The sequence below is a fragment of the Microbacterium sp. AK031 genome (assembly GCF_024807145.1).
Classification (GTDB): Bacteria; Actinomycetota; Actinomycetes; order Actinomycetales; family Microbacteriaceae; genus Microbacterium.
Window position 1 is genome coordinate 59,145 of record NZ_JANUCA010000010.1, and the last position, 20,269, is coordinate 79,413.

19 protein-coding genes are annotated in these 20,269 nt (G+C 66.1%); 11 read left to right on the forward strand and 8 right to left on the reverse strand.

Translation table 11 applies throughout. The features are described from left to right. Positions 1-14 precede the first annotated feature (14 nt). On the reverse strand, positions 15-1,526 hold the full coding sequence (locus HDC95_RS16095) for a hypothetical protein (protein WP_259064669.1): 1,512 nt from the start codon (positions 1,524-1,526) through the stop codon (positions 15-17). Positions 1,527-1,655: 129 nt separating this feature from the next. Here HDC95_RS16095 and HDC95_RS16100 point away from each other — a divergent pair, with 129 nt between their 5' ends. From HDC95_RS16100 to HDC95_RS16130, 7 genes are all read left to right on the forward strand, one after another. After that, entirely contained in the window at positions 1,656-4,601 is a 2,946-nt protein-coding gene (locus HDC95_RS16100) for a Na+/H+ antiporter subunit A (RefSeq protein ID WP_259064670.1), read from the forward strand. Beyond that, entirely contained in the window at positions 4,601-5,158 is a 558-nt protein-coding gene (locus HDC95_RS16105; RefSeq protein WP_259064671.1) for a Na(+)/H(+) antiporter subunit C, read from the forward strand. Before HDC95_RS16100 ends, HDC95_RS16105 begins: the two co-directional genes overlap by 1 nt. Continuing rightward, positions 5,155-6,708, forward strand: a complete 1,554-nt coding sequence (locus HDC95_RS16110; protein WP_259064672.1) for a Na+/H+ antiporter subunit D — start codon at positions 5,155-5,157, stop codon at positions 6,706-6,708. The genes HDC95_RS16105 and HDC95_RS16110 overlap by 4 nt, the downstream gene beginning before the upstream one ends. Next, positions 6,705-7,277 (forward strand): Na+/H+ antiporter subunit E, encoded by a 573-nt coding sequence (locus HDC95_RS16115; RefSeq protein ID WP_259064673.1) that lies wholly within the window; start codon positions 6,705-6,707, stop codon positions 7,275-7,277. The genes HDC95_RS16110 and HDC95_RS16115 overlap by 4 nt, the downstream gene beginning before the upstream one ends. Continuing rightward, positions 7,274-7,543, forward strand: a complete 270-nt coding sequence (locus tag HDC95_RS16120; RefSeq protein ID WP_259064674.1) for a monovalent cation/H+ antiporter complex subunit F — start codon at positions 7,274-7,276, stop codon at positions 7,541-7,543. The genes HDC95_RS16115 and HDC95_RS16120 overlap by 4 nt, the downstream gene beginning before the upstream one ends. Then, positions 7,540-7,929, forward strand: coding sequence for a monovalent cation/H(+) antiporter subunit G (mnhG, locus tag HDC95_RS16125; protein WP_259064675.1), 390 nt, complete (start codon positions 7,540-7,542; stop codon positions 7,927-7,929). Before HDC95_RS16120 ends, mnhG begins: the two co-directional genes overlap by 4 nt. Positions 7,930-8,176: 247 nt before the next feature. Continuing rightward, a complete protein-coding gene (locus HDC95_RS16130) occupies positions 8,177-9,049 on the forward strand; it encodes a type IV toxin-antitoxin system AbiEi family antitoxin domain-containing protein (protein WP_259064676.1) in 873 nt (290 codons plus the stop codon). A gap of 112 nt (positions 9,050-9,161) precedes the next feature. Here HDC95_RS16130 and HDC95_RS16135 read toward each other — a convergent pair whose 3' ends face one another. Beyond that, complete coding sequence (locus HDC95_RS16135; protein WP_259064677.1) at positions 9,162-9,923, reverse strand: alpha/beta fold hydrolase; 762 nt, start codon at positions 9,921-9,923, stop codon at positions 9,162-9,164. A gap of 109 nt (positions 9,924-10,032) precedes the next feature. On the opposite strand from HDC95_RS16135, the gene HDC95_RS16140 reads away from it, so the two are divergent. Then, positions 10,033-10,359 (forward strand): hypothetical protein, encoded by a 327-nt coding sequence (locus HDC95_RS16140; RefSeq protein WP_259064679.1) that lies wholly within the window; start codon positions 10,033-10,035, stop codon positions 10,357-10,359. Between the two features lie 87 nt (positions 10,360-10,446). Next, positions 10,447-10,989: a hypothetical protein gene (locus HDC95_RS16145; RefSeq protein WP_259064681.1), complete on the forward strand. Its 543-nt coding sequence runs from the start codon at positions 10,447-10,449 to the stop codon at positions 10,987-10,989. Between the two features lie 8 nt (positions 10,990-10,997). Here HDC95_RS16145 and ehuA read toward each other — a convergent pair whose 3' ends face one another. The 4 genes from ehuA to ehuB are packed head-to-tail and all read right to left on the reverse strand — an operon-like array spanning position 10,998 to position 14,091. After that, positions 10,998-11,780: an ectoine/hydroxyectoine ABC transporter ATP-binding protein EhuA gene (gene ehuA / locus HDC95_RS16150; protein WP_310503274.1), complete on the reverse strand. Its 783-nt coding sequence runs from the start codon at positions 11,778-11,780 to the stop codon at positions 10,998-11,000. 16 nt (positions 11,781-11,796) lie between these two features. After that, on the reverse strand, positions 11,797-12,462 hold the full coding sequence (gene ehuD / locus HDC95_RS16155) for an ectoine/hydroxyectoine ABC transporter permease subunit EhuD (protein ID WP_259064683.1): 666 nt from the start codon (positions 12,460-12,462) through the stop codon (positions 11,797-11,799). Continuing rightward, positions 12,459-13,193 carry an ectoine/hydroxyectoine ABC transporter permease subunit EhuC gene (gene ehuC, locus HDC95_RS16160; protein WP_259064684.1) on the reverse strand — a complete coding sequence of 245 codons (735 nt, stop codon included), beginning with the start codon at positions 13,191-13,193 and terminating at the stop codon, positions 12,459-12,461. Before ehuC ends, ehuD begins: the two co-directional genes overlap by 4 nt. Before the next feature lie 10 nt (positions 13,194-13,203). Continuing rightward, positions 13,204-14,091: an ectoine/hydroxyectoine ABC transporter substrate-binding protein EhuB gene (gene ehuB, locus HDC95_RS16165; protein ID WP_259064685.1), complete on the reverse strand. Its 888-nt coding sequence runs from the start codon at positions 14,089-14,091 to the stop codon at positions 13,204-13,206. Between the two features lie 238 nt (positions 14,092-14,329). On the opposite strand from ehuB, the gene HDC95_RS16170 reads away from it, so the two are divergent. Next, positions 14,330-15,091, forward strand: coding sequence for a GntR family transcriptional regulator (locus tag HDC95_RS16170; protein ID WP_259064686.1), 762 nt, complete (start codon positions 14,330-14,332; stop codon positions 15,089-15,091). A gap of 5 nt (positions 15,092-15,096) precedes the next feature. Here HDC95_RS16170 and HDC95_RS16175 read toward each other — a convergent pair whose 3' ends face one another. Both HDC95_RS16175 and argG read right to left on the reverse strand, forming a co-directional pair. Continuing rightward, entirely contained in the window at positions 15,097-17,757 is a 2,661-nt protein-coding gene (locus HDC95_RS16175) for a penicillin acylase family protein (RefSeq protein WP_259064687.1), read from the reverse strand. 258 nt (positions 17,758-18,015) lie between these two features. After that, positions 18,016-19,446 (reverse strand): argininosuccinate synthase, encoded by a 1,431-nt coding sequence (argG, locus tag HDC95_RS16180; RefSeq protein ID WP_259064688.1) that lies wholly within the window; start codon positions 19,444-19,446, stop codon positions 18,016-18,018. Positions 19,447-19,534: 88 nt separating this feature from the next. On the opposite strand from argG, the gene HDC95_RS16185 reads away from it, so the two are divergent. Continuing rightward, on the forward strand, positions 19,535-20,239 hold the full coding sequence (locus HDC95_RS16185; protein ID WP_259064689.1) for a ZIP family metal transporter: 705 nt from the start codon (positions 19,535-19,537) through the stop codon (positions 20,237-20,239). The last annotated feature ends 30 nt before the right edge of the window (positions 20,240-20,269 follow it).

Here is a 20,269-nt window from a genome sequence, read left to right on the forward strand (position 1 = left end):
CAGGGTGGGCCCGTTCAGGAGCGCGCGGGTCCGAGGGGCAGTGCGACGGGCGAGAAGTCGTAGATCGTGTACTGACCGCACGTGATCACCTCAGAAGGCATGGCATCGGTACCCAGTGCCCACGGCGTGCTCTGCGAATCTTCGATGAGGAAGGTGACCTCGGCCACGTCGAAGTCCGCGCGATTGACGAGCCACGCGTAGGCATTCAGCTGGTGGTCGACTTGAACGAGCTGCGAAGGATCGTCCAGGTGCAGCTTCGGCAGGCGCACGGTCCAGAACTGCCCGGCTCCGGGCTGACCCGACGCTGTCACCCAATCGTTCACGCACGTGAGGTCCGCATTCGGATGCTGCGCCGCAGCAGCCGCGCGGGGAACACTGAGGCCGGCGCCGACGACGAGCAGCACACCGATGCCTGCGGTCATCCCGGTCAGTGCGCGGCGCGGTATCCGCAGAGCCTGAGGCGACGCGACCAGCCCGAGAATCGGAGCGAACACCACAGGCTCGAGGTATCGAGCGGCGTGTGTGCCGAGTGCGATCGCGCCGATCGTCACGAGCAGCGGCAGCAGCCACGCGGTCGTCGCGACGAAGCGAGCTCCCGGCGACTGTGCGCGGAGGGACTGGCGAATCGCGAGCAGAAGCAGCGCCACCAGCAGCACTGCGCCGATCACGCCGAGCGGAGTCGACAGCCGCTCGGCCACGAGGTCGCCGTAGTACCGGACCGACTGCGGCCAGAGTGTCGGCTGCGCATACGCGGAGCCGTCGTTCGCGATCCATTCCGAAAGCGGAATGCGCGCGATGAATCCGATCGCCGTGCCGCCGATGAGCCAGGCGAGCAGCGGCAGCGCGTGAGCGCGCGAGCGCTGATACACGGCGGCGACGCCCAGCAGCAGACTCAGCGGCACCGTCGCCCATGCCGCGTAGAGCGGGTTGGAGAGCGTGGATACGGCGGCGGCGACGCCGAGCAGCACAGGCAGCAGCCGCGGTGCTCGAGCGGCGTTGTCGAACACTCGTCGCACGACGCCGATGCTAAGCACGACGGCGATCACCGTCGCCGAATAGTACGTCGTGGTCACAAGCAGCGACGCCAGCTCGAACGAGTCACGGGAGGCGGAGGTCTCGGTCACTGCGAGAATGCAGAACCCGCTGAGCGCGAGAAGCGACCACGCGACCGGGGCCGCTCCGGCGCGCCGACGGCCTGCGACCAGGCGCACCGCTCCGAACAGCGCCATCAGGTTGAGGACGGCGTTGATCACGAGGACGGCATTCACGTCGAGAGCGAACGCCTGCCCCAGCATCCAGAGCAATCCGAACACCACGATCTCGGGTAGGAACAGAACGCTCGACATGATCCAGCCGAAAGATTCCCCATCCGCCATCGAACGCACCAGGAGCGCGACGACCAGTGAGTCACTGTCACGGAAGATCAGATCCGCCCGTGCGGTCGCGGCGATCTGGGCCACGGTGACGACGGCGATCAACGCGGCGAACAGCCAGCCGCACAGCTCTCGGATCCACGTCTGTCGCATGTCCACCACTCTCGCACGCCTGATTCTGTGCGGAACGCGGAGTGGTGGGGGTTCATCGACCGGTAAACTTGCAGAAAATGCCCGCCCGCCTGTGCCGCAAGGCCTCGACGAGCCATTGAGGAGCCGCTTATGCTGTTGCTCCTCGCCGTGTTCCTTCTCGGGGCTCTTCTTCTCCCTGCGTTGGTACGTTGGCTCGGGGCACGGGCGTTCGCGATCGGGGCTCTCATTCCCGCCGCGGCATTCGTTCACGCGCTCGTCCTGACGCCACAGGTGCTCGCCGGCGATCCGACGCCGTTCGAAACCGTGGAGTGGATTCCGCAGCTCGGTCTGAGCCTCTCGATGCGCATGGACGTGCTGGGCTGGGTGATGACTCTCATCGTCACCGGGGTCGGCGCTCTGGTGCTGCTCTACTGCCGTTGGTACTTCCACGATGAGGCCGCGGATCTCAGACAGTTCGCCGGTGTTCTGCTGGGCTTCGCCGGAGCCATGTACGGACTCGTCCTCACTGACGACCTGGTCATGCTCGTGATGTTCTGGGAAGTCACCAGCATCCTGTCCTACCTGCTCATCGGCCACTATCGGCGCCGTGCCGCCAGCCGCCGTGCCGCACTCCAGGCGCTGCTGGTCACGACCATGGGCGGACTCGTTATGTTCGTCGGTGTTGTGCTGCTCGTGGTCGAGGCCGGAACCTCGAGCATCGCCGAGATGCTCGAGCTCGCTCCGACCGGACCGCTCGTGAATGCCGCGGTGGTGATGCTCCTGATCGGGGCGCTCAGCAAGTCGGCGATCTTCCCCTTCCACTTCTGGCTCCCCGGCGCGATGGCGGCACCGACACCGGTCAGCGCATACCTCCACGCCGCCGCCATGGTGAAGGCGGGGATCTACCTCATCGCCCGGTTCGCGCCGATCTTCGCACTGGCTGAGCCGTGGCGTCCGATCGTGATCTCCTTCGGGGTCTTCACGATGCTGCTCGGCGGCATCCAGGCGCTGCGTGAGACCGACCTGAAGCGCATCCTGGCATTCGGCACGGTCAGTCAACTCGGCTTCTTCACGGTCCTGGTCGGCTACGGCACGCAGGCGACTGCACTCGCGGGTCTCGCACTGGTGCTCGGGCATGCACTGTTCAAATCGGCCCTGTTCCTCGTCGTCGGCGTCATCGACCGCCAGCTCTCCACCCGCGACATCGATGAGCTCTCCGGCGTGGGCAGACAGGCGCCGGTCATGGCCGCCGCCTCATTCATCTCAATCGCGTCGATGGCGGGCATCGCGCCGACCGTCGGTTTCGTCGCGAAGGAATCCGCTCTCACCGGCCTCCTCGACGACGCGCTCGGCGGATCGACGTGGGGGCTCGTCGCTCTGATCGGCGTCATCCTCGGATCCATGCTGACTGCGGCATACGGTGTTCGTTTCCTGTGGGGTGCCTTCTGGAAGAAGCGTGACGAACGCGACGAAAGGATGCCGGACACCGCCTGGCCCGATCCTCCGGTGGGCTTCCTCTCCGCACCGATCATCCTGGCCGGTGCGACGATCGCCCTGGGCATCGGAGCGCCGGCGGTCGACATCGCGCTGCACGGATACGCCATCACCGCGGTGCCCGGTCTGGATGCCCATGGCCTGGCGGTCGAGGGACCCGGACATCTGGCGCTCTGGCACGGCTTCGAGCCGGCGCTGGGGATCTCCGTGCTGTCCGTGGTTCTGGGAATCGGCCTGTTCCTGCTCAGCAGACGCACGGGCTGGGACCGCAGGGCGCGAATGCTGAAGTTCACGGCGGCCGACGTGTACTACCTGGTGATGCGCGGTATCGACCGGCTCTCGGTGATCACCACGACGTTCACGCAGCGAGGCTCGCTGCCGGTCTACGTCGGCACCATCTTCGTCGTGTTCGTCGCCGCGGAGACCACCGCGCTTCTCGCGAGTGACATCGATCGGCTGAATCTCTCCGCCTGGCACACGCCGACCCAGATCGCCGTGGCACCGATCATGGCCATCGCCGCCGTCGTCGCCGTGCAGGCGCGCAAACGCTACACCGGTGTCGTGCTGGTCTCGATGACGGGTCTCGGCATGGTCGCGCTGTTCGCGACGAGTGGTGCCCCTGACCTCGCTCTCACCCAGATCCTGATCGAGACGGTCACGATGGTCACCTTCGCCCTGGTCCTGAGACGCCTGCCGTCGCGGATGGGCGAGCACAACGCCTCGGTCTCCCGCATCCCGCGTGCGGTCCTGGCGATCGCCGTCGGGGTGACGATGGCCTTCATCGCCGTGGTCGCGACTCAGGCACGCATCGCCGATCCGATCTCGGTCAACTTCCCCGAGCTCGCCTACGAGATCGGACACGGCAAGAACGTCGTCAACGTCGCACTCGTCGACCTCCGAGGCTGGGACACGATGGGCGAGCTCTCCGTGCTCGTGCTCGCCGCCACCGGCGTGGCATCCCTCGTGTTCGTCACCCATCGCGCCGACATGCTGTCCCAGCGGCCGTCGCTGCCCAAGCGGATACGACGCAAGGCACGGATCGCGCCGCTCGTCGAGACGACGGACGGCATCCGCTTCCAGACCACCGAGAACCGCAGCAGCCCACGCGCATGGCTCGTCGGCGGTCAGCAGATGAAGCCGGAGAACCGATCGATCCTGCTCGAGGTGATCGTCCGCATCCTGTTCCACACGATCATCGTGGTCTCCATCTATCTGCTCTTCGCCGGTCACAACGGACCGGGTGGCGGCTTCGCCGGCGGACTCGTCGCCGGAATGGCGCTCGTCATGCGCTACATCGCCGGCGGACGCTGGGAGCTCGGCGCCGCCGCTCCGGCAGATGCCGGACGCCTGCTGGGCGCCGGGCTCATCCTCGCCGTCGGCACCGCAGTGTTCCCGCTGTTCTTCGGCCTAGCGCCGCTGACCAGCTCGTTCTGGGAGTGGGAGATCCCCGGCCTCGGTCACATGGAGTTCGTCACCTCGACGGTCTTCGACATCGGCGTGTACCTCGTCGTCATCGGGCTCGTCCTCGATGTGCTGCGCAGCCTCGGCGCCGAGGTCGACAGGCAGGCGCAGCAGATGCGGTCGCGGGGGGTGAGAATCTGATGGATGTTTCGCTGACCCTCATCATCGTGATGGCGATACTCTTCGCCTGCGGCGTGTACGCCATGCTCGAGCGCAGCCTCACACGTGTGCTCATCGGATTCCTGCTGCTGGGCAACGCGACGAACCTGCTGCTCCTGATCGTCATGGGCGTGCCGGCCGGCGCGCCGTTCTTCGGAGCAGCGGGCGACGTGAGCGATCCTCTTCCGCAGGCGCTCACCCTGACGGCGATCGTCATCACGTTCGCCGTCTCCGCCTTCCTGCTCGCGCTGATCTACCGCTCCTGGCAGCTCGGCCAGGCCGACACCGTGGAGGACGACGCCGCCGACATCGCCCTGCGCGAGCGCACCGACGAAGACGAAGACGTCCTGGACGACGAAGGAGATGCCGAGGACGAGGAGGCGACCACCGACTTCGTCGATGTGCGCACCTCGCCGATCACGGTGCTGCAGATGCGCGATCACGCTTCGATCCGGGACGACGCGCCGACGGATCGGCCGTGGTCGAGGCTCGAGCCCGCCGATACGACCACATCCGACGATGAGGAGGACCGCACGTGAGTGCACTCGTTCCCCTGCTCGTCGCCCTCCCTCTTCTCGGTGCCGCGGTCACGCTGGTGTTCGGCCGCAGCCCGCGGCTGCAGGTTTTCGTCACCGTCGTCACCCTCGCCGCCGTGGCGATCATCGCCGCTGTGCTGCTCATCGTGGTCGACGGAGGTTCGCCGCTCGCCGTCTCGGTCGGAGGATGGCCGGTGCCGTTCGGCATCGTGCTCTACGTCGACCGGCTCGCCGCGCTGCTGGTGCTGATCTCCAGCATCGTGCTGCTCGCCGTGCTGCTCTTCTCGATCGGCCAGGGCGCCGCGGACGGCTCGGACGAGACTCCGATCTCGATCTTCAACCCGTCGTACCTGATCCTCGCGGCCGGCATCTTCAACGCCTTCATCGCAGGCGACCTGTTCAACCTCTACGTCGGCTTCGAGATCCTGCTCGTGGCGTCATATGTGCTGATCACGCTCGGCAGCACAGAGTCGCGCATCCGCACCGGTGCCGTCTACGTCGTCGTCTCGCTCGTCTCGTCGATCCTCTTCCTCGCCTCGATCGCGATGATCTACGGAGCCCTCGGCACCGTGAACATGGCGCAGATCGCCGAGCGGATGACCGAGCTGCCGCAGGAGACGCAACTCGTGCTGCATCTGATGCTCGTCGTTGCCTTCGGCATCAAGGCGGCCATCTTCCCGGTGTCGTTCTGGCTGCCTGACTCCTACCCGACCGCGCCGGCGCCTGTCACCGCCGTGTTCGCCGGTCTGCTGACGAAGGTCGGCGTCTACGCGCTGATCCGCACCGAGACGCAGCTGTTCGCCGAGAACAGCATCGACACGCTCCTGCTGATCGTCGCGCTCGCGACCATGGTCATCGGCGTGCTCGGTGCCGTGGCGCAGGCCGAGCTGAAGAGGATCCTCTCCTTCACGCTGGTGAGCCATGTCGGGTACATGATCTTCGGCCTGGCCATCGCGACGCCGGCTGCCATCGGCGCGACCGTGTACTACATCGTTCACCACATCGTCGTGCAGACGACCCTGTTCCTCGCGGTCGGGCTCATAGAGCGAAGAGCCGGCAGCACATCGATCCTCAGGGTCAAGGGACTGCTGAAGGCGGCGCCGCTGCTGGCCGTGCTCTACTTCGTGCCGGCCATCAACCTCGGCGGCCTGCCGCCGTTCTCCGGTTTCATCGGCAAGTTCGCGCTCTTCGAGGCCGCGGCATCCGTCGGCACTCCGATCATGCTCGTACTGATCTTCGGCGGCATCCTGACCTCGCTGCTCACCCTCTACGCGCTCATGCGCGCGTGGAACCTATCGTTCTGGCGCGAAGAGGACGACTCAACCGAGACTGACGTCAGGATCGAGTACCTCGGCAATGCACCCGCCGCTGACGAGCAGCAGGAGCGTCGTCGTATCCCGAGGATCATGACGCTCGCGACCGGCGGAATGGTCGGCGTGACGTTGCTGCTGACGGTCTTCGCCGGGCCTCTCTACGCGCTCTGCGACCGCATCGGCGATGCGCTGCTGCAGCCGGTGAGCCTCGTGCAGTTGGAAGAGGAGGTGACCCCGTGACTCCCGACACTCAGCGCCACCGCCTGCATGACGTGTGGCTGCAGCTTCCATTCCTCGCATGGCTCGTCGTGCTGTGGATGCTGCTGTGGAACCAGTTCACGCTGCTGTCGTTCGTCAGCGGGCTCGTCGTCGCCGTCTTCGTCACGCGCGTCTTCCGTCTGCCAACGATCGAACTCTCCGGGCGCGTCAACCTCTGGTACGGCGCGCTGTTCCTCGCCCAGTTCCTGCTCGCCGTCGTTCGCGGTGCGATCGCCGTGTCGATCCAGGTGTTCGATTTCCGCCATCAGCCTGGTGCGGCAATCATCGCCGTACCGCTCAAGTACGCCGACGACCTGATCATGACGCACGTCTCGGTCACCTCGTCGCTGATCCCTGGTTCGCTCGTCGTCGAGACGGACCGTGATCGACGCGTGCTCTACCTCCACATCATCGGGGTGCGCACGAGGGCCGACGCCGATGCGCAGCGCGAAGGCGTTCTGCGCTGGGAGGAGCGGATCGTGCGGGCGCTCGGCAGCCCGGCGCAGTATCGTGCCCTCAAGGCCGACGAGCGCGCAGGAGGTGGGCGATGAACATTCTGCTGATCCTGATCGTGGCGGTGTTCAGTGTCGCGGCGATCCTGACGATGTTCCGGATCATCCGCGGACCGTCGATCCTCGACCGGGCCGTGGCATCAGATGTGCTCCTCACCGAGGTGATGTGCGTGCTGGGCGCTGAGATGGCCATCAACGGACATACCCGCAGCATACCTGTGCTGCTCATCATCGCGGCGGTCGGGGTGTTCGGCTCGATCTCGGTCGCCCGCTACGTGGCGAGAAGGGACAACACGACATCATGAACGTGTTCGACTTCGAGATCCCGGATGCCGTCATCGACGTCGCGGTGCTGGTGCTGATCCTGTTCGGCGCAGTGCTGTGCCTTTCCGCCGCCGTGGGGCTGCTGCATTTCCGCGACGTGCCGTCCCGTCTGCACGCGGCGACCAAGCCGCAGGTGCTCGGGGTGATCCTGATCTGTCTGGCCGTCGCGCTCGCGCAGCGTTCCGTCGGCGGCATCCTCCTAGGCCTCGCGCTGGTCGCACCTATCGTTCTGATGCAGTTGGCGACTTCACCGCTGTCTGCCCACATGGTGGGCCGCCAGGCCTATCGCAACGGAACGACAGAGGAACGCCGCCTCGTCGTCGACGAGCTCGGCGAGTCGAAGCAGACGCCGCCCGGGGCGGGGTAGGTCCCGGGGGTCCCGGGCCGCGCGCCGTCCCGGCTTCACCCGCACAACTCCGGAGAAACTGCCCAAACGGCGGTCCGTCGGGCCGATGCGCCGCGGATGCAGCAAAAAGCTCCGGAGTTATGCTGCGGAGAGTTCGGCCTGCACCTCTCCTGCACCTCCCCTGCACAGGAACCCCGAGAGCCAGCGCCTTCCACAGAACGTGGTTTCAGGGCTTCGGGTCTCCGGCGATGGAGGCACGATTCGGTGGATGAACAAGACAGTTTCTGAGCGCCTCACGACGACATATGCTCCGACCGTCTTCTCCCGGAAGGAACTCCTGGAGGCGGGGAACAGCGCAAATGACATCACACGTGCCGTCAAGTCGGGCCTGCTCGTGCGTCTGCGGCGAGATCACTACAGCGCTCCGGGCGTCGACGCGGAGGTGGCGGAGGCGGTTCGAGTGGGTGGTCGTGTGTCGTGCGTGACGTTGCTGCAGATGCTGGGCGTCTTCGTGCTGAAGTCCTCGGGGCTGCACATGCAGCTCCTGCCGCATATGTCGCGGATACGGCCTCGTGCCTCGAAAACGACGGTGATGCACTGGCCACGCCGGTTTCAACGCGGAGGTCCCCGACATGTCGTACCTCTCAGGGATGCCGTGCGACAGTCGATCCTCTGTCAGCAGCCGAGGGCGGCGATAGCGACTCTTGACAGCCTGTTGCATCTCGGCCTGCTCACCAGAAGGCAGCTCGAGGAGTTGTTCGCGCTCCTGCCCGCACGACTGCATGTTCTCCTGAGCCTCGTCGACGCCTCAGCGGAGTCCGGGCCGGAGACATACATGCGCTTGATCCTCCGCACGCTCGATGTGAGCTACGAGACACAGGTGGTGATACCTGGCGTCGGACGCGTCGACTTCGTCGTAGACGGCTGGCTCATCATCGAATGCGACAGCAGGACGTTCCATGAAGGATGGGACAAGCAGGTGGAGGACCGCACCCGCGACATCGCCGCTGCCTGCCTCGGCTACACCACCATCCGCCCGATCGCGTCGGACATCCTGTTCGACTCGCACACCGTTCGACAGAGCGTTGCGGACATTCTGGAAGCGTTCCGGAGGAGAGCTCGGAGCCGTCAGGCTGCATAACTCCGGAGCAACGACCTCAAACCACGTGTGTACTGCTCGAAACACGCCGAATCTGCGAAAACCTCCGGAGTTCTGCCCGGGTGAGTGAACCGGCAACCCGCCGCCGGCCGGGTCAGAGCGAGCGGGCGAACTCCGTGATCACGGCGGCGAGTGCGGCGTCGCTGAGGAGGGTGCCGTGGCCATGGTCGGGGATCTCCTTGAGCGAAGCCGGCCCTGGCACGAGAGAGACGATCTTGCGGCACCATGCCACCGGTGCAAGCGGGTCGCGCTCACCGCGCAGCACGAGCACGGGGCACTTCACGCGCGCGTATGCCTTCTCTGGTTCGTGCACCACGGTGGCGCGGATCTTCCGGATGAGGTGCGGGCCGCCGCGCAGGTACTCGCGCGCGCCGCGCCACAGCACGATCGGGCGCTCGCCGACGAGGTCGCGCAGCAGATGCGTCGCCTGTTCCCGGATGCTGCGCGTCGCGCTGTTCACGGTCGGCCCGGCGAGCACGAGCCCGGACACGAGAGAGGGATGCCGCGCCGCGAGCTCTGCGCCGATCTGGCTGCCCATCGAATGGCCGATGATCACGGCACCCGTGACGTCGATGCTGCGCAGGAACGCTGCGATCAGGTCTGCGTGGCGCGCCATGGTGAGTGTGCGCTCGGGCTCCGGCGCCTCGCCGAATCCGGGCAGATCAAGGGCGATGATGCGACCGGGGAGTCGCTCGATGAAGTCGAGGTAGACGCTGCGACCCATTCCGATCCCGTGCACGAGGACGTACGGGCGCGTGCCGGCACCGAAGTCTTCGGCGATAAGTGTCGCGCCGCCGTGCTCGAACTCGATGACGGATGCGGGGACGCCCTCAGGAGCGAGAAGACGGGAAGGCATGGATCGACCCTATCGAGGGATGCTGACCGCCGGCGGCGTGGACGGGCTGTGTCCGCGCCGTGTGTGAAACTGTCATGTGCCTTCGCAAGACCCGCCTCCCACCGCCACCGTGAAACCGCGAATCAGAGAGCGCCTGGCGCAGTCCTTCGCCGACCCTGTGCTGCGCGCACTCGTGACAGTGACGGCGGTGTCGCGCATCGGTAGAGAAGTCTTCCTCACCGTCACCGTCCTGTTCTTCACGCTGATCATCGGCGTGAGCGCCGGTGAGGCCGCCGTGGTGCTCGCCGTCTCCAGCGCATGCGGTGTGCTCGCCTCGTTCCTCGGCGGATGGCTCGCCGATCGGTCGAGCGCACGACGCCTGGCGTCTTCGAGACCCTCGGAGGGCTGCTTCTGGCGACCTATGCCTTCGCCGACACGTTCATCACCGCCCTGGTGATCGCGAGCCTGGCCGGCTTCTGCGACACGATCGGTTAACTCGGCCCGGTCAGCGATCATCGCCCGCGGATTCGCACCCGAACGGCGAGTGCACGCACGTGCCGTGCTGCGCACGGTGACCAACCTGTCGATCGCGATCGGCTCCGGCATCGCCGCGATCGCACTGGCGCTGGGAACCGCCGAGGCGTACCAGGTCGTGATCGTCTTCGCCGGCGTCATCGGTGCGTTCGGAGCACTGCCGCTGCTTCGGCTGCCGGCATCCGTCGACGCAGCGGTGCGCGAGGTCGAGGAGATGCGCACCGAGACCGGTTCGATCGTCGTGCTGATCGTGGCGGCCCTCACGCACACCGTCGCCGAGGTCCTCACGCACACCTTCGCCGAGGTCCTCTCGCAGGCCGGCGCGTGGGGGCTCGACTTCGAACTCGCCGATCCGGCACGTGCCGGCGCCTATCAGGGCGTGTTCGGCATGGGGTTCTCGCTCGGCGCGCTCGCCTCACCCATCGTCGTGAATGCGACCGCGATCACGTTCGGCCTGCTCGGCTGGGTGATGCTCGGCGTGATCTTCCTCGCCGCCGCATTCGGCATCTGGTTGATCTCACGGCGCGCGGTCGCGGCCGCCGAAACTCGCTGAGCTGCAGCTCAGAGTACAGCCGCGAGGAAGTCCCTGGTGCGCTGTTCGTGCGGGTTGCTGAAGATGTCTTCCGGCGCGCCCTCCTCGACGATGCGGCCGCTGTCGAACATCAGCACCCGATTCGACACGTCGCGGGCGAACTGCATCTCGTGCGTGACGATCAGCATCGTGACGTCGGTGTCGCGGGCGATGTCGCGAAGGATGTTCAGCACCTCTCCGACCACTTCGGGATCGAGCGCACTGGTGACCTCGTCGAGTAGCAGGATCTCAGGCTCCATCGCCAGAGCACGCGCGATCGCGACGCGCTGCTGCTGACCGCCCGAGAGCTGGGTGGGGTGAGCGTTCTCCTTGTCGGGGAGGCCCACCTTCTCCAGCAGTTCGCGCGCCCGCACGATGGCGTCCTTCTTCGGCAACCCGAGCACGTGCACCGGCGCCTCGATGATGTTCTCGATCACCGTCATGTTCGGGAACAGATTGAACTGCTGGAACACCATGCCGATGCGCTTGCGCATCTCGTTCTTGTGCTTCTCCTTCAGCTCGACCCGCCTGCCGTCCTTCTCGTAGTGGGTGAGAGGGTTGCCGTCGATGAAGATGTAGCCGGAGTTCGCCTCCTCGAGTGTCATCACGAGGCGAAGGATCGTCGTCTTTCCCGAGCCGCTCGGTCCGATCAGCGTCACCCGATCCCCACGACGCACCGTGAAGTCGAGGTCGTGCAGCACGACGTGGTCGCCGAAGCGCTTCTCGACCTTGTCGAAGCGGATCGCGGGCACATCACCGTCGTCGAGCGTGATCGCGCCGGTGTGCGTGTCAAGCGGTGGTGTATTCAAGACGTTTCTCCAATCGCCTGGCCAGCAGGGAGCTCAGGTAGCTCGCGACCAGGTAGATGAGGCCGGCGATGATGATCGCCTCCACGAAGCGGAAGTTCTTGCTGCCGTACAGCTGTGCCTGGCGCACCATCTCGACGACCGTGATGACCATGAGGAACGGTGTGTCCTTGAACATCGAGATGACGTAGTTGCTCAGCGCCGGCAGTGTCGATCGCAGCGCCTGGGGGATGATCACGGCAGTCCACGTGCGGCCGCGCGACATCGACAGAGCCGTCGACGCCTCCCACTGTCCTGGCGGTACCGCATCGATTCCCGCGCGGTAGACCTCGGCCATATAGGTGGCGTAATGGATGCCGATGATGATGGTTCCGAGCACGAGGGGCGGCACCGTCGTGAACACGTAGTACGCGAACAGCAGCTGCACCACGAGCGGCGTCATGCGCACGAAATTCATCAGCAGAGTGATGATGGCCGCGACGGGTCGGGGCGCCGTGCGGCGCCCGAGTGCGATCACGAGACCGAGGACGGCAGCGATGATGCTGCCGATGATCGTCACGACCAGCGTGACGGTGAGGAACTTTTCCAGAATGTCCGGGAATGCCGCGATCGCGTGATCCCAGTTCCAGAAGTTGTTGTCGTCGTTCATGCCGCCTGGCCCGCCCCCTTCATATCGGGGAGCGGGGTGGTGGCGATGGTGTCACGCCACTTTCCGCCCTGCCCGAGACGGTGCTTGGCACGGGTCTCGAGTGCATTCATGCCCAGTGTGAGCAGGTAGGCGATCGCGAAGTACACGAGCAGGCCCAGCCCGTAGGCGAAGTACACGTCGGTCTGCACGCGCAGCCGGTTCAGCTCTGCGGTGAGGTCGACGATCGTGATCAGGTAGACGACGGCGGTGCCCTTCAGAAGCTGGATCAGCAGGTTGTTCAGGGATGGGATCATGAGCGCCCAGGCCTGCGGGAAGATCACCCGCCACATCCGCTGCGTGCGCGAAAGACTGAGCGCCGTCGTCGCCTCCCATTGCCCGGCCGGCACCGAGTTGATCGATCCGCGCACCACCTCGGCTCCGTAGGCACCGTAATTCATGCCCAGGGCGAGGATGCCCGTGAAGACGGCTGGCAGCTCGAGGTTGAAAGGCGGCAATGGAAGCACGAAGAAGAAGAAGAACAGCTGCACCAGCAGCGAGGTGCCGCGGAACAACTCGATGACGGTGCGCGCGAAGCCGCGCAGCAGAATGTTCTCGAATCGTGCCAGCAGGCCGAGGCCGATGGCCACGACGATCGCCAGGAGGGCGCCGCCTGCTGTCAACTGAAGGGTGATGATCACCCCATCGACAAGCTGAGGCAGCGCCCGCCAGAGCGCTTCGAAGTTCTCAGTCACCGGACCGGTGTCAGCCCAGCTCGCCCGAGCAGAGCTGCTCGGTGGTCAGGTCTGCCGGCGGGAGGTTCTCCGCCGTGAAGCCGAACGGCTCGACCAGATCGAGGTAGGCCGCCTCGTCGCCGGTGATCTTGGCGAGCTCCTCGTTATAGGCCTCGAGCAGCTCGGTGTCTTCCTGACGGAAGACGGTCGCGCCGGCGCCGATCTGCTCCACACCGTCGATCTCCTGCACGAAGGCCTCGGTGGTCTCGACGTCGTCGCTGCCTTCCGTCATCCAGTTCAGCGACACGGCGGTCAGGGCGAAGGCATCTGCACGGCCCGACTGCACGACCTCGATGCCAGCCTGGGCGCTGTCGACCTGGATCGTGTTCGCGATGCCGAGGTCGGTGGCGTAGCCCTCTTCGATCGCACCCGACTGCACGGCGAGGGTGACGTCTTCGGCTGCTGCGACCGAGTCGAGGTCGCTGAGATTCTTGGGGTTGTCCTTCGCCACGACGAGCGTGGTCGTGTACATGATCTCGGGGTCGCTGAAGGCGGCCTCGGCGCAGCGCTCCGGAAGGATCGACATGCCGGCGCTCACGGCATCCCATCGACCGGCATTCAGGCCGGGGATCAGCGAGTTCCAGTCGACCTCTTCGATCTCGATATCATCGATGCCGAGGTTCTTGAAGATCTGCTCGTGCATGGCGATCGTCGCGCCGGTCGCCTCGCCGTCCTCGACCCAGGAGTATGGCTGCTCGGAGGCGATCGCCAGAGTGATCGTGCCCTCTTCCTGCGCCTTCTCAAGCGTGTTCATGCCTTCGGTATCGCTCTCGCCTGATGCGCACCCGGCGAGAAGGCCGAGCGTCAGGGTTCCGACGGCGGCTGTGGCGATGCCGATCCGTGTCGTTCTCTTCGTCATGATGTCCTCGCGTTCCGTATGCGGTTCCGTATGCCGGCGCTCTGCACGGCGCCGTTGACCGTGCCCCAGACTATGGAATCTGTCGAGCGATGTACAGTCAGACGCGCAGATTGTCGTCATGTATACAAAAATGTGATGATGAGGCAGACTGGTGAATTCAGAATCGACTTCGCGGATCGGCGCGGAGGATCGACAATGAGATGTTCGCGGTTTCGCGCGACGCCTGGAAGGGATGCACATGGCTTCACACACCCCCCGCGCGGTTTCGCCGATCTCGATGGTGCGCGTGGCGCGTCCGTCGACCGTCGACCTCATCACCACCGAGCTGCGCAAGGCGATCTTCACCGGCGCGCTGCCGGTGGGCAGCCCCATCGGCGAGGTCGAGATGTCGTCACAGCTGGGCGTGAGCCGCAGCCCGCTGCGGGAGTCAACGCAGCGACTCGTGCAAGAGGGCCTGCTCACGGCATCCCCCGGCCGAGGCATGCGTGTGAGTGTCATCGGACCCGAGCATGTCGCCGATGTGTACGACGCCCGCCTCGCCGTCGAATGCCAGGCCGTGCGGCTGATCGTCAGGGCCGGCACCGCGTCCGTGCTCGATACGCTCAAGCGCGCTTATGACGAACTGGTCGCGGTCAGCAAGGGAACGGATGCTCGGGCCATCGGAGACGCCGACATCGAGTTCCATCGTGTGCTGGTCGATTCCGCCGGGAGCCGCAGGCTGTCGCACTATATGGCCACACTCGCCGTCGAGACCCGAATCGCCAGTCTCAGCGACCCCAACGGCTACACGGTGCGCCGATCGGTCTCCGACACCTATCAGGAGCTGCTCGATGCGATCTCGGGGGGTGATGTCGCGGCCGCGTTCTTCGCACTCGAACGTCAGTTCGCCGAAGCCGTGGCACGGTTGACGGGCAAGGACGAGGACGTCGAGACTGTTGAGACGCCTGCCGACGACGAGCCGCCCGCCATCGGCCCGATCGAGTTCACCGAAGAGGTCTGAGGGAATCAGCCCTTCGGCGTGAGCACCAGCGTGTCGACGGTCGCCGCATCCACGGCATCCGGAGTGAACGCCCATGGCGTCTGGATGCCGGCGGACCAGTTCTCGGTCTGATCCACGTAGTGCGGGTGGAACGCATGCCCGGATGCGCCGGTCAGGTGATTCCACGACGACTCATCGAAGTCCGACAGGTCGATCACCATGCGCATCGACGGCACCGTGGTCGTCGTGTATCCCTCACCCAGCTCCCACCCGGTGGCGTTCACGACCGATGGGCCGCCGCCGACCGGATACGGCCCGCGGTTGAACAGCGCTTCGATCGGCGCGATTCCGGACGAGCCGAGGGTGTCGCTCGTCAGGGTGATGGCGTGCAGGTCGCCCCAGTTCCAGCGCGAGACGGTCGAACCCTGGTACCCGGCGAGCTCGTCGTAGGCCTGCTCGGCAGACAGCGCCAGCATCTCTTCCATGCCGGAGACGCCGATGTTCTCGTTCGTCCAGAGAGGGTCGGTCGGGTCATCGAGCAGTGCGGACACCACGGTGAACAGACGGCCCTGACCGTCGTGCGGCAGGGACCCGTCGCGCTGCTCGAACAGGTTCAGCACCAGGTTCGACCACAGCACGTTCGCGTAGGCGGCAGCCGATGAATCAGCGTTGTTCTGCGCATCCCACGTGCGCAGCAGGGCGACGGCCTCCTTCGGGCCTGCGCCCTTCACCTCGATGTCGCCCATCACCGCCGCGAGCTTCTTGCCGATCCACATCTCGTTGTCGCTCTGGATGTCGCGCATGACCTGCGCGGTGAGGGGCGCGGCCGCGGCCTGGCGTTCGATCAGGTGCGTGATGCGTGCAGCGCGGTAGCCGTAGGCCCAGTCGCGAGAGAGGAAGTGTTCGTAGTCGTCGGTGACGATCGCGTTGTTCGCCGTGACGATGTAGCCCGAACTCGGGTTGTACGAGACCGGAAGATCCTCGAACTCGATGAAACCGGTCCAGTCGTAACTGCTGTCCCACCCTGGCTGCGGGATCCACCCGTCTCCCGCTCCCCGGAGCGGCAGCCGACCCGGCGCCTGGTACCCGATGTTGCCTTCGACGTCGGCGTAGATCAGGTTCTGCGCCGGCACGTCGAACAGTGACGCCGCATGTCGGAAGTCGTTGAAGTCCTGGGCGGTGGCGAGTGCGAAGATCGCGGTCGCGGCGCTGCCCGGATCCAACGCTGTCCATCGCAGGCTCACGGCGTACTCGCCCGAGAGGGCGGCCGACGCATCAGTCTCACCCTGCGTGAGGGCGTCGCCGTCCGCCGACACCTCGCCATCGGCGATCGCGGTGAAGTCATCGGTGAGGCCGGAGATGATCGGGCCGTGCACGGTCGAGCGGATGGTGAGATCGATGTCGTCTCCACCGGCGACCCTGACGGTCTCCTCTCGCACGTCGAGCGGCACCAGTGCGCCGTCGCGCCAGTAGGAGTCTCCGTCGACCTTCTCGATGTAGAGGTCGGCGACGTCGGTCGTGAGGTTCGTGAAGCCCCAGGCGACCTGATCGTTGTGGCCGATCACGATGCCGGGCAACCCGGAGAACGAGAAACCGCCCACGTCGAACGGGCATTCCTCGGTGACCTCGGAGCAGCGCAACTGCACCTGGTACCAGACCGACGGAAGCGATGCGCCCAGGTGCGGATCATTCGCCAGCAGTGGCATGCCGCTCTCGGTGAGCTGCCCAGACACGACCCATGAGTTCGAGCCGATGCCCTCGCCGACGTCGCCGACCAGCAGGCTCGCCGCCGCGATGACGCTGCCGGCCTCGCGCCATTCGATCGTCGTGACTGCGGTCTGCACGTTCGATACGCCGGTCTCGTCGCCATCGGCTTCGAAGGCGGCCGGCGTGGCATCCGTCTCCGACCCGAGGGCCGGAACGGTCGAGATCTCGGGAACGATCACAGGGTTCTTGTCGAAGGGGTAGGCGGGATACAGCTGCTCGAGCAGCTCGAGGCTGTCAGCCGGAACCCCGGGGTCGCCGACCTCGGCGACGAGGAGTGCGCGCTCGGTCTCGTCTTCGATGTTGGTGCGCAGATCCCACGCCATGGCCTTCAGCCACGCGACCGAATCCGCGGGTTCCCACGGCTCGACCTCGTAGTCGGGGTTCTGTATGTCGAGAACGGCATATTCCAGGGCGAGGTCAGCACCGTCACGCGTGGAGAGGTAGGAGTTCACTCCGTCGGCGTACGCCTGGTAGTAGGCGAGAGTCGTCTCGTCCATCGCCTCGACCTCCTGTTCGGCGACAGCGCGCCAGCCGAGAGTACGCAGGAACATGTCAGTCGGCGCCTGTGATTCGCCGAACATCTCGGCGACGCGACCAGATGTCACGTGTCGGCGGAAGTCCATCTCGAAGAAGCGATCCTGGGCGTGCACGAACCCCTGTGCGTAGAACAGATCGTGCGAGGAATCGGCGGTGATCGTCGGAGTTCCGAGGTCGTCGCGCTGCACGGTGACCTGGGCCTTCAGTCCGTCGAGTTCGAGCTCGCCGGCCGTCTGCGGGAACGAGCGCTGGATCGTCCAGACCACGAAGAATGCCGCAGCGACCGCCGCCACCAGCAGCCCGGCGACGATTACGAACGCGATGCGTCCGATCTTGGTGCCCAGCGTGCGACGTACGGGAGCTTCGAGCGGTTCGATCGTCATTGATGAGTTCTTTCACGGTCGTCGATGGGATCCGGTCTAACAGTCCCCCAGAGAGTGTCTCGGGCGTGCTGTCGAGCCTAGTCGGATCGATGGGCTTCAGCAGGAGGCACGGTAGACGTCGACCTGTGGAGGATGAGTGCGGATGCCGCGGCATCCGCACTCCGAATCGCCATGCACGAAACCGTGCCTTCGCCGCCGGCGACTCACCGCGTCAGTCTCTGCGCTCGCAGTCGCCGAAGCACTGGACGAGGGTGCGCCTCAGTCGGTGCCGGAGTCGAACGCCGCACCCTCGGACGCCGTGTCGACGGCATCCGCAAGAGCGTCGTGCTTCTCGCCCGAATCTGCGATCTCGGATGCTTCGCCCGCAGTGACGCGCCCGACGAGCTCACCCGTCGCGCCGCCGACGAGGCCGAGGCCTGCGTACTGCTCGAGACGCGAGCGCGAGTCGGCGATGTCGAGGTTGCGCATGGTCAGCTGGCCGATGCGGTCGACCGGACCGAATGCGGCGTCGCCGACCCGCTCCATCGACAGCTTCTCCGGACCGTATGACAGGTTCGGGCTGGTGGTGTCGAGGATGGTCCAGTCGTCGCCGCGGCGCAGGCGGATCGTGACCGTGCCGGAGATCGTGAGTCCGACCCAGCGCTGGATCGACTCGCGCAGCATGAGCGACTGCGGCTCGAGCCAGCGTCCCTCGTACATGAGGCGACCGAGGCGGCGGCCCTGCTCGTGGTAGGTGGCGAGGGTGTCTTCGTTCAGGATGCCGTTGACCAGGCGCTCGTACGCGATGAAGAGCAGCGCCATGGCCGGGGCCTCATAGATGCCGCGCGACTTCGCCTCGATGATGCGGTTCTCGATCTGGTCGCTCATGCCGAGGCCGTGGCGTCCGCCGATCTTGTTCGCCTCGAGCACCAGCGCGACGGGGTCGGTGTACTCGACGCCGTTGATCGCGACCGGGCGGCCGCCCTCGAAGGTCACCGTCACGTCTTCGGTCTCGATCGCGACCGCGGGGTCCCAGAACTTCACGCCCATGATCGGGTCGACGGTCTCGAGCGAGACGTTGAGGTGCTCGAGCGTCTTCGCCTCGTGCGTGGCGCCCCAGATGTTGGAATCGGTCGAATAGGCCTTCTCGGCGGCGTCGCGGTAGGGGAAGCCGTGCTCGACGAGCCATTCGCTCATCTCCTGACGTCCGCCGAGCTCGGTGACGAAGTCGGCGTCGAGCCAGGGCTTGTAGATGCGCAGGCGCGGGTTCGCGAGCAGGCCGTAGCGGTAGAACCGCTCGATGTCGTTGCCCTTGTAGGTGGAGCCGTCGCCCCAGATGTCGACGCCGTCCTCCTTCATGGCGCGCACCAGCATGGTGCCCGTGACGGCGCGGCCCAGGGGGGTGGTGTTGAAGTACGTCTTGCCGCCGGAGCGGATGTGGAACGCGCCGCACTGCAGCGCGACGAAGCCCTCTTCGACGAGTGCGGTCTTCGCATCGATGATGCGGGCGATCTCGGCGCCGTACTCGAGCGCGCGTCCGGGGATGGACTCGATGTCGTCCTCGTCGGGCTGGCCCAGGTCGCCGGTGTACGTGCAGGGGATCGCGCCCTTGTCGCGCATCCATGCGACGGCGACGGAGGTGTCGAGTCCTCCGGAGAAGGCGATGCCGACGCGCTCGCCGACGGGCAGGGACTGGAGGACCTTGGACATGGAGTCCATTCTATCGGCGCGCGGCGTGTCGCCATGCGGCCCGAGACGTGCCATCCGAACGAGCGGATGCCGCCGCTAGGGTGGGGGCATGATCGAGGCAGTGCTGTGGGGTGCGGTCGCGGCGGTGCCACTGTTCGTCGGGGCCGTGCTCGCGCTGCTGCGCACCTGGCCACCGAAGTGGCTGGGGATCGTGCTCGGCTTCGGCGCCGGAGCCCTCATGGCATCGATCGCCTTCGAGCTGTGGGAGGAGGGCCTGCAGCTCGCCGGCCCGATCCCGCTCGTCGCCGGAGTCGCCGTAGGGGCGCTCTGCTATTACGCGGCCGACCGGATCGTCGAACGCCGCGCTTCCGCGACGCAGGGGTCGGCCGGTGGGCCGCTTGCCGTGGGCGCTCTGCTCGACGGCATACCGGAGCAGCTCGTCCTCGGAATCGGGCTGGCCACGGGCGAGGGGGTGAGCGTCGCCCTCATCATCGCGATCGTCGTCTCCAACCTGCCAGAGTCGATCGGTTCCGCCGCCGACCTGTTGGACAGTGGGATGAAGCGCTCACGGGTGCTGTCGCTGTGGGGCGGGGTGGCTGTCGTCTGCGCGCTCGCGACGATCGCGGGTTACGCCCTCGCGGATGCGGTGAGCGCCGAGTTCAGCGCCGGAGCGAGCGGGTTCGCGGCCGGCGCTCTACTCGTCATGCTCGTCGACTCGATGGTGCCAGACGCACAGTCCAAGGCCAAGGAGTTGACGGGCCTGGCCACTGTTCTCGGCTTCGCGCTCGCCGCGGGGCTCTCCTTCGTGGCGTGAATACAGGGCTCTCTCGCCTGATGGCCGACC